Origin of the sequence: Cognatundibacterium luofuense (assembly GCF_018139685.1) — a bacterium.
GTDB lineage: Bacteria > Pseudomonadota > Gammaproteobacteria > Burkholderiales > Burkholderiaceae_D > Undibacterium > Undibacterium luofuense.
The window spans coordinates 1-353 of record NZ_JAGSPN010000327.1 but is presented as its reverse complement, the minus strand read 5'-3'; the positions used below and the strand labels follow the sequence as shown (position 1 = coordinate 353).

1 protein-coding gene is annotated in these 353 nt (G+C 57.5%); it reads right to left on the bottom strand.

Translation table 11 applies throughout. The features are described 5' to 3' along the window. On the bottom strand, window positions 1-353 hold a 353-nt coding region (locus KDM89_RS20630; RefSeq protein ID WP_212689721.1), incomplete at both ends, for an aldehyde dehydrogenase family protein.

Genomic DNA, 353 nt, shown 5'->3' with positions numbered 1-353 from the left:
GTGCGGCGCATATACGCTTTCCAGCTGTCAGAACCGGATTCGCGACCACCGCCGGTTTCTTTCTCACCACCAAAGGCGCCGCCGATTTCTGCACCGGACGGGCCGATGTTGACGTTCGCAATGCCGCAGTCCGAACCGGCTGCGCTGACAAACAGTTCTGCTTCGCGCATATCGGTAGTGAAGATGGCGGAAGACAAGCCTTGCGGTACGTCGTTGTTCCACTGTATCGCTTGCTGCAGATCGCTGTAACGCACGATGTACATGATGGGTGCGAAGGTTTCGTGGTGCATGGTCGCCGTCTGGGATGGCATTTCGACTAGCGACGGACGCACGTAATAGCCGTTTTCACAGCC